The organism is Burkholderia sp. E168m23, assembly GCF_016586125.1.
GTDB lineage: Bacteria > Pseudomonadota > Gammaproteobacteria > Burkholderiales > Burkholderiaceae > Burkholderia > Burkholderia orbicola.
In genome coordinates, this window is record NZ_BCPP01000209.1 from 1 (window position 1) to 8,308 (window position 8,308).

An 8,308-nucleotide genomic window follows, 5' to 3' on the forward strand; every position below is an offset into this window, starting at 1 on the left:
AGTCGCAAACTCTGTCCGGATTTTGGAAAGTTCGTCTGCCTGTTCCCGGTTACGTTCGCCCCACAGGCATTCTCGCTCGCGCAATTTCCGCTCTAGCGCCAGCAGCTCGTCCCTCGCAGCTAGTTGCCTTTCCCTATCACGCTGATTAAGAGATTCGACCTCGCGTAGCAAATCACGGATGCGGGCCTCACTATCTTCGTCCCGCTGGCGTAACTCTTTCCTAGTCGCCTCAAGCTCCGCGTTGTCGCGCTCGACAATTTGGCGATGAAACGGTGCACTCGCTTCACCTCCGAGTGCGAAATCGTCAAAAACGTTCGGTGGCACTGCGAATGCTTGCTTGAGCTCCTGATGCTCGTCAGCGACGTAGTACCTATTCAGCCCGTCGAAATAAACGGCACTGTACCCGCGCCTGTCAAGTACGGACTCCCACTCGTCGTGACAGTCTATCTGCGTGAGCGGCAGCGTACTCTCGACCACCACGATCCACGGACGGGCCGTGCTCTCCCCCCAACTGTCAAGCACTTGCCGCTCGAACCCTTCGACATCAATCTTGAGCCAATGAATGTCTTTGTCACCCGTCATCTCAAACACCGATGCGAGCGTCACACACGGCACCACAATTTCCCGGTCCTGAAACCCGCGCGCCCTATGTTGCTTAACAATCTTCTCGTCCGCAGTAGAGATACCCGTCCCCGGAATCTCGTAGAATCGCAACGCTGTGGACTCCCTGCCGACGGCAGCCTGCAGCACCGTTTCGTCCGGTCGCCCCCGCCTTAACGCTTCCGCGTAGTATGGCGTCGGTTCGACGTGCATACCGCGCCAGCCCTGTTCATAGAAAAGAAGACTGACGGAATCTATAAGCGGATCTTGCGCCCCGATATCAATATAGAAGCCGCGCTCGATATGCTTCAGCGCGCGCCACAACATTACGTCTTCGAAATTTTGTGCGTAAGAAGTAATCATCTGACCGTGAACTCGAAGCCGGTGTGCTTCCCACTCTGAGTGGATAGTGCGCACGACGAAAATATTGTCGCACCGCCGTAATACTATGGATTCAACTGAAGGTGGGCATGATAGCTCTGCACTGTGCGTCGGCCTCAGACCTGATCAAACTACGGGGCAGAGGTCCGGACGATAAGTACCGCCCGGACACATCTTGCCTTATCTATAGGTCTGGATACTAGTTGTGACCGGATAGGCAACAGAAAACACCAAATTCAGAAATTTTTGTAACTCAGTAACCGCAGAATTCGACACGTATAGCAAGTCCTTGTTGTCCATCATAAAGTTCTGAGCAACGAAGAATGCGTTCGGATCTCGCAGGTTCATTCGATAGACAACCGGCACCTTACCTTCTACCGTCGTCTGAGCTGGCGAGTTGGGCCATGGCAATGCCTTCGCATCCTCGAAACGGAAGATGAACACACCTTGCGCATCCGAACGCGTGTCCTGCAAACCGCCCGCTCGCGCCAACGCCTGGGCCAGCGTAATACCTTGCGCCTCGAAGTTTATCTCCTCGTTCTTGCCGGTCGCACCCAATGCCGTGAAACTATATGGTTGGAACAACGCTGTCACAACATCCCCGGCGCGCAGAGGCACATTTTGCCGCGGATCGCGAATCACCGACTCAAGTGGCAGCGAAGCGACGAGGTCGCCACGCGTCACCTGGACAGTAATCTTATCGACAGGCTGGCGGACACCGCCTGCAGCGGCGAGAGCATCGAGTACTCGCTCACCTCGGGCCGACAATGGCATGCGATCGTTCTTAACTACATCGCCTACAACCGTTACATAGGACGTCGCGTTGTGCGAGAGCTTGACAAGCACCTGCGGATCATGGGCGATATTTTTCAGACGCGCCGCAATGGCGCGCTGCAGCTCCGCCGGCGTTCGCCCGACGGCTTTGATTTGGCCGGCAAATGGGATGTTAATTGTGCCATCCCCATCAATGACCTGATCCGGCAGAACTGTCACCCTCGCGTTGGTCGAGCCGGCTTTCGAATCCCCCGTTTGCGCAACGCCGAACAGCGTCGCGGGTGGAGCTTCCCATATCGATACCTCGATCGTATCGCCCACCCCGAGCTGCTGGCGGAAACGCAAGTCATTTCCGAGCAGAGAGGAAAAATCCCCGCGCTTGCGTTCAGCAAACAGTTGACGCGCGACCTTGTCTGTCACGTCAACGACCTGAACACGAGGCGGATTCTCCGGATCGGGAGCTTGATCGGAGGCCGCAACGATCTGGGAACGGCTCGGGCCTGACGTGGGAATGCTGGAGCAGCCGACAAGCAAAACCGTACAAATGGAAAGCGCGGTACAAGAAGCGCTGCGAGGCAAACGTAACATGTATCGTTGGGCCCAGAATTTGGCAAAGGCAGAAATTGTCGCACGTCCGAAGATGCAATAGAATATTTCGGTATTATTTGCCTCCAACCACCCTGAAATCAAACAGGCCGCACGCGCAGCTCTTAATTGATGATCCAGCTGTCCGCTCCTCCGTGTCTGGATTCAGTTCGCGCCCTCATTCATTGACCGATTGCTTCTTCGTGACACAAATCCTCCTAGACGTCACACGATTGACACGCAGATGCTATGAGGGCCTACTGCCAACGGGTGTCGACCGCGTTGGCCTTGCGTATATTCGCCGATATGGTGATCGAGCTCGCTGTGTCCTGAGCAAACATGGCTTCTCTGTAACGCTAACAGAACGCGACTCGCAGGAAACGTTTGCAATGTTGCTGTCGCAGCGTCCAGAACGGCGTTCGATCATCGCCCTGCTGGCACGCGCTTGGCTCAATGGGATGCGTAGTGCGCCCCAGGGGAATTCGACGCTACTGCATACGAGTCATACCGGCATGGAGTTTCCGCGCTACTACAGGACAATGCAAAAAGGAAACGGGCGCGCGATATTCATGGTCCATGATCTAATTCCGCTGACGCATGCGGAATATAGTCGCCCAGGTGTCGACACCACCCATCGCAAGCGAATCCATACGGCACTACGTCACGCTGACGGGCTTATTGCGAACTCGCAGGGAACACTTGACGCTCTCGCCATCGAGGCGCAAAAGGCTGGAATCCCTCTTCCGCCGAGTGTCGTCGCACCACTCGCCAGCGGCACCGAACCGCAACCGGCGCTCGCCGCGCCACTCGCGACCCCGTACTTCGTCATGCTTGGCACGATTGAGCCGCGTAAGAATCACTGGTTCATGCTGCACGTGTGGCGTCGACTTGTCGAGCAGCTCGGCAGCCAAGCCCCGAAGCTCGTTGTTATCGGTCGGCGTGGCTGGGAGTGCGAAAATGTTGTCGACATGCTCGAGCGTAGCGCCCCGTTGAAGGGGGTCGTCATCGAACGGTCTAACTGTTCAGACGACGAGTTACACGCCTGGCTACAACACGCGCGCGCTCTGCTTTTCCCGTCGTTCGTAGAAGGCTACGGTATGCCGCTCGTCGAAGCCCTTGAGTCGCGCATCCCCGTTTTGGCAAGCGATCTCGATGTATTTCGCGAAATCGCGGCAGACGTGCCGGATTATCTCGATCCGCTGAACGGCCCTGCATGGCTTGAGCGCATTCAAGCGTACTCTCAAGCGAATAGCGCAAAACGCAACGCCCAGATTGAGCGCATCGCGCACTTCCGTGCCCCCACATGGACCTCACATTTTGACGCAGTCGATCGCTTCATTGTTTCGCTACAGTAATTCATGAACCATACCGCGGCGCGTTCATTCGATGTACGCAGTGTAACCCCAGGGTCGCGCCTTGCGAGTGTACTCTCGCAACGTTCGAACTGTGTATGGCTCGACCACTGGAGCGGCCGTGTCGCGCTGCGCATCGCCAGTACAGTAAGAATCGCAACGCAATGTGCGTGGCCCGGCCCCATTGCAGCGCCTGCCATACCCCGCACTCCGCTACGTTCGTGGTTCAGCTTGCCATCTGATGCGTGCGGACCACACGCACTCGTCACCGCACTCGATCAGGCATTATTGGCCGATCCGTCGGCCGGCAAAAAGCCTGGAATCATTCAATTAATGACACGCGTGCTAAGCACAGACGCGCTTCATCTATGTGGTCGCAACAAACGTCTTCCCGTTTCGCTTGAAACACGGCACTACTCATCTCGCGTACTCCTCATTGACGAACGGCACACGTCGGCGACGAATATTCACGCGTCGGCGACAGCGCGAATCGATGCCTTTGCGTCAATGATCCAAGCGGCACGCGCCGCTCACCCTGACGCGGAGTTCTGGCTGATCCGCAGCGGCGATCCTGGCTCGGGTCCATGGCTATCCGAATCCGCCTCGTTGCCGGACAACACCCGCCTACTGATTCCACCATACTCGCTGGCTGAAGCACTTCGCCACGTCGATAGCGTTTTCGTTATCGGAGCATCCGAAGGCATTTGTGGATTGCTCGCCGAAGTTCCAACTCATGTGTTTGGAACCCCGTATTACGCTGGCTGGGGCCTGACGCACGACCATACTGTATTGCCGGGCCGACGCGCGCAACCGACGCTCGCCGCCTTGTTTGATGTAGTCTTTCTGCGTTTTGTCCATTATCTGGATCCATTGACCCTCGCTCACGGACCACTTGAATCCGTATTAGACAGCATTGAACTGCAACATGAAGTTGCTCAGCGGTTCACTGATCTTCAATCAGTCGTCGCGATTCGCTTTCAGCGCTGGAAACGCGCGTTCGCAACTCCCTTTCTCACCGCAGGCGGCGGCAGGCTTCGATGGACGCATGAGCTGGATAGTGTGCGAACCGGTGAATGTGCAGCGTTATGGGGCGCACGGCCTGCTGAGGACATCGCACCAAACGTCCCGCGTATACGCATCGAGGACGGATTCATTCATTCGCTTGGACTCGGCTCCGACATGAGTGCACCGTATAGTCAGGTACTTGACCGACGCGGTCTATATTTCGACGCCCGACAGCCAAGCGATCTGACCGTACTACTCAACGAGACCGAATTCAGCGACGCCGAACTTGCGCGGGCGGCGGCACTGCGGGAACAACTCGTTCAATTCGGCATCACCAAATACAATCTGGGCCGCCGCGCCCCTACGTGGCAAGCACCATCCAACAGGCGAGTTGTGCTGGTTCCAGGCCAGGTTGCCGACGATGCATCCATCCGACTCGGCACGCAGGCGCTTGGCACGACCGATGCGCTATTGCGCGAGGTCCGCGCCCGTCGGCCTCACGCGTTTATCGTTTATAAGCCTCATCCAGACGTGCTGTCCGGAAATCGCACAGGTGTCATCGATGCGTCGGGACTAGCTGACGTGATTGACAGTGACGCCGACTTGCTGTCACTTATCGAAACAGCGGATGAAATTCACACTCTTTCATCACTTTCAGGATTCGATGCGCTACTGCGAAACAAGGCTGTCTTCACTTACGGGTTACCCTTTTACGCTGGCTGGGGCTTAACGCATGACATGCTGGTGCAACCCTGGCGCAAACGCCAGCTGACACTCGATATGCTAGTGGCGGGAGCCCTATTACGGTACCCCGTGTATTGGGACTGGAAGCTCGGCATCTTTACTACGCCGGAAGCAGTCGTCCGTCAGCTGGCACACCACGCTGCACGACCACTCGAAAAGATCCAGGGCAGTCGTACACGCCCGCTGCTCAAAGCACTGCGTTGGACATGCAATGCACTCCGCTATGCAGCATGGCAAAGCAGACAAAAAAATAACTTGGATGACGACAACTTTACGGACTAAACCTTGTACGAATTGGCCTATTTTAGGTAGTCAAGAACAGTCGGCGCGCGTCTCTAATCGCCGGCACTAAGCGCTTTTCAATCTGAGGCAATGCATGAACATCTACCCGGTAATCCTGTGCGGCGGCAGCGGCACCCGCCTTTGGCCCATGTCGCGAGGCGGCTATCCGAAGCAATACCTGAAGCTGACAGGCGACCAGACGCTCGTCCAGCAGACGGCCGGCCGCCTTCAGCATATTCCCGATGCTGCAGCTCCCATCGTCGTCACCAACAACGACCAACGCTTCCTCGTCGCGGAACAACTCCGACAGGTCAACATCACGCCGTCATCGATCGTGCTCGAACCAGTCGGCCGCAACACCGCGCCCGCAATCGCGATCGCCGCGCTGCTTGCCTTGCACGAATCGCCCGACGCGCTACTACTCGTATTGCCGTCCGACCACGTCATCCTGAACGAACCGGCATTCATCGCCGCAGCCACTGAGGCAGCGGCCATCGCAACAGACCAGCACCTGGTCACGTTCGGTATCACGCCGACGGAAGCGCACACCGGCTTCGGCTATATCCGTCGCGGCCAAGCCATCGCGGACGGCAAGCAGGTCTACAAAGTCGACGCATTCGTCGAAAAACCCGACGCACCGACGGCCGAACGCTTCCTCAGCGACGGCAACTACTACTGGAACAGCGGCATGTTCATGCTGAAGGCGTCCACGTACATGGAGGAACTGCATCGCCATGCACCGGAAATCGCCCGCCATGCAGAACTCGCATTCGAATCCGCCAAGCGCGACAACGACTTCGTCCGCCTCGACGCAGACGTGTTCGCCGCCTGCCCGAACGTCTCGATCGACTACGCGGTGATGGAGAAGACCGAACGCGCCGCCGTCGTCGCGGCGGCGGACCTCGGCTGGAACGACATCGGATCGTGGAGCGCGCTTGCTGACATTGCAGAAGCGGACGAACAAGGCAACGCGCTGATCGGCGACATCTTCACGGACTCGGTAAAGAACTCGTACATCCGCGCCGAACACCGGATGGTCGCCGCCCTCGGCCTCGACAACATCGTGATCGTGGAAACCGCCGACGCCGTGCTCGTCGCGCATCGCGACAAAGCCCAGGACGTCAAGAAAATCGTCGAATGGCTAAACGCGTCCGGCCGCCACGAATCGGTCACGCACCGCCGTGTCGTGCGCCCATGGGGCTCGTACGAAGGCATCGACCAGGGCGATCGCTTCCAGGTCAAGCGCATCATCGTGAACCCGGGCGCACAGCTGAGCCTGCAGATGCACCACCATCGCGCCGAACACTGGATCGTCGTGAAGGGCACGGCGATGGTCACGAACGGCGACAAGGAGATCATGCTGACCGAAAACCAGTCGACCTACATCCCGCTCGGCGCGACCCACCGTTTGACGAACCCCGGCAAGATCCCGCTCGAACTGATCGAGGTCCAGTCGGGCGCGTATCTCGGCGAGGACGACATCGTCCGCTTCGAGGACACCTACGGACGCGCAGCGAAGTAAACACCGCAACTTCGGGGTCGCGCGCCGCAACCGGCGTCGATCCGATGCGCCAGACGGGCAGCACGCACAGGCGTCCTGCCCGTTTTTCACTACGTCAACCAATGTCAGCCCGGTTGCCCGCCCCTCCCAGGTCAGGTTATAAAAGCGCCTCCCATTCCGGTGCATGCGCCGCCCCTTTACCCTTGACTTCGGAGAACGCATGATCGATCTCGCCACCGCCCAGCAATTCCTGATGACCCGCGGCCTCGACTTCGGCCTCAACCTCCTCGCCGCGATCGCCTTGTGGTTCGTCGGCCGCTGGGCCATCCGCATCGGTACCCGCCTGCTCGGCAAGGTCGTTCGCCGCAGCGGCAAGGTCGACCCGACGCTCACCGACTACCTGACTTCCGTCGTCGGCGTGCTGCTGACGATCCTGCTGATCCTCGCGATCCTGCAGATCTTCGGCGTGCAGACCACCTCGTTCGCCGCACTGCTCGCCGGCCTCGGCCTCGCGATCGGCACCGCCTGGGGCGGCCTGCTCGCGCATTTCGCCGCCGGCGTGTTCATGCAGGTGCTGCGCCCGTTCAAGATCGGCGACGTGATCAGCGCAGGCGGCGTCACGGGCACGGTGAAGGAGCTCGGGCTGTTCGGCACGACGATCATCACCGCCGACAACATCGTGACGATCGTCGGCAACAACAAGATCTTCTCGGACAACATCGCGAACTACAGCGCGACGCCACATCGCCGCGTCGACCTGACCGCGAAGATCGCGCACAGCGTCGACGCGGCCGATGCGATCAACCGCCTGAAGGCGCAGATCCAGCTGGTGCCGAACGTGCTGAAAGTGCCGGCGCCGGACGTCGGCGTGCTGCAGTTCACGCCGGAAGGCCCGCTGCTGTTCGTGCGCCCGTCGACTCAGCCGGAAAACTACTGGCAGGTGTACTGCGACACCAATCGCGTGATCCTCGAGACGTTCCGCGAAGCCGGCTATCCGACGCCGGAAACCCCGGTCTCGCAACGCAACGCGTAACGGACGCGGCGGCCGGGCCGCATGGACGAAAAAAAAGCGTGGCAGCCGCCA

6 protein-coding genes are annotated in these 8,308 nt (G+C 58.7%); 4 read left to right on the top strand and 2 right to left on the bottom strand.

Annotated features, from left to right (window positions below; translation table 11 throughout):
- The coding region (locus tag JMF90_RS13260; protein WP_201325154.1) for an FkbM family methyltransferase at positions 1-963 on the bottom strand (963 nt) is incomplete at its 3' end.
- Between the two features lie 198 nt (positions 964-1,161).
- Positions 1,162-2,334: a polysaccharide biosynthesis/export family protein gene (locus JMF90_RS13265; RefSeq protein WP_374039633.1), complete on the bottom strand. Its 1,173-nt coding sequence runs from the start codon at positions 2,332-2,334 to the stop codon at positions 1,162-1,164.
- A 209-nt stretch (positions 2,335-2,543) separates the two neighbouring features.
- On the opposite strand from JMF90_RS13265, the gene JMF90_RS13270 reads away from it, so the two are divergent.
- The 4 genes from JMF90_RS13270 to JMF90_RS13285 all read left to right on the top strand — a co-directional run bounded on the left by JMF90_RS13270 (position 2,544) and on the right by JMF90_RS13285 (position 8,257).
- The gene (locus tag JMF90_RS13270; protein WP_201316725.1) at positions 2,544-3,695 is read left to right on the top strand and encodes a glycosyltransferase family 1 protein; all 1,152 of its coding nucleotides are present in this window, start codon (positions 2,544-2,546) and stop codon (positions 3,693-3,695) included.
- 3 nt (positions 3,696-3,698) lie between these two features.
- Positions 3,699-5,723, top strand: coding sequence for a capsular biosynthesis protein (locus tag JMF90_RS13275; RefSeq protein WP_201316724.1), 2,025 nt, complete (start codon positions 3,699-3,701; stop codon positions 5,721-5,723).
- A gap of 94 nt (positions 5,724-5,817) precedes the next feature.
- Positions 5,818-7,245, top strand: coding sequence for a mannose-1-phosphate guanylyltransferase/mannose-6-phosphate isomerase (locus JMF90_RS13280; protein ID WP_201316723.1), 1,428 nt, complete (start codon positions 5,818-5,820; stop codon positions 7,243-7,245).
- Between the two features lie 199 nt (positions 7,246-7,444).
- Complete coding sequence (locus JMF90_RS13285; RefSeq protein WP_201316722.1) at positions 7,445-8,257, top strand: mechanosensitive ion channel family protein; 813 nt, start codon at positions 7,445-7,447, stop codon at positions 8,255-8,257.
- Positions 8,258-8,308: the final 51 nt, after the last annotated feature.

What these genes read in the sequence shown, in the direction of transcription:
- JMF90_RS13280 (WP_201316723.1), top strand. Translation starts at nt 5,818, where the DNA reads ATGAACATCTACCCGGTAATCCTGTGCGGCGGCAGCGGCACCCGCCTT.
- JMF90_RS13285 (WP_201316722.1), top strand. Translation starts at nt 7,445, where the DNA reads ATGATCGATCTCGCCACCGCCCAGCAATTCCTGATGACCCGCGGCCTC.
- JMF90_RS13275 (WP_201316724.1), top strand. Translation starts at nt 3,699, where the DNA reads ATGAACCATACCGCGGCGCGTTCATTCGATGTACGCAGTGTAACCCCA.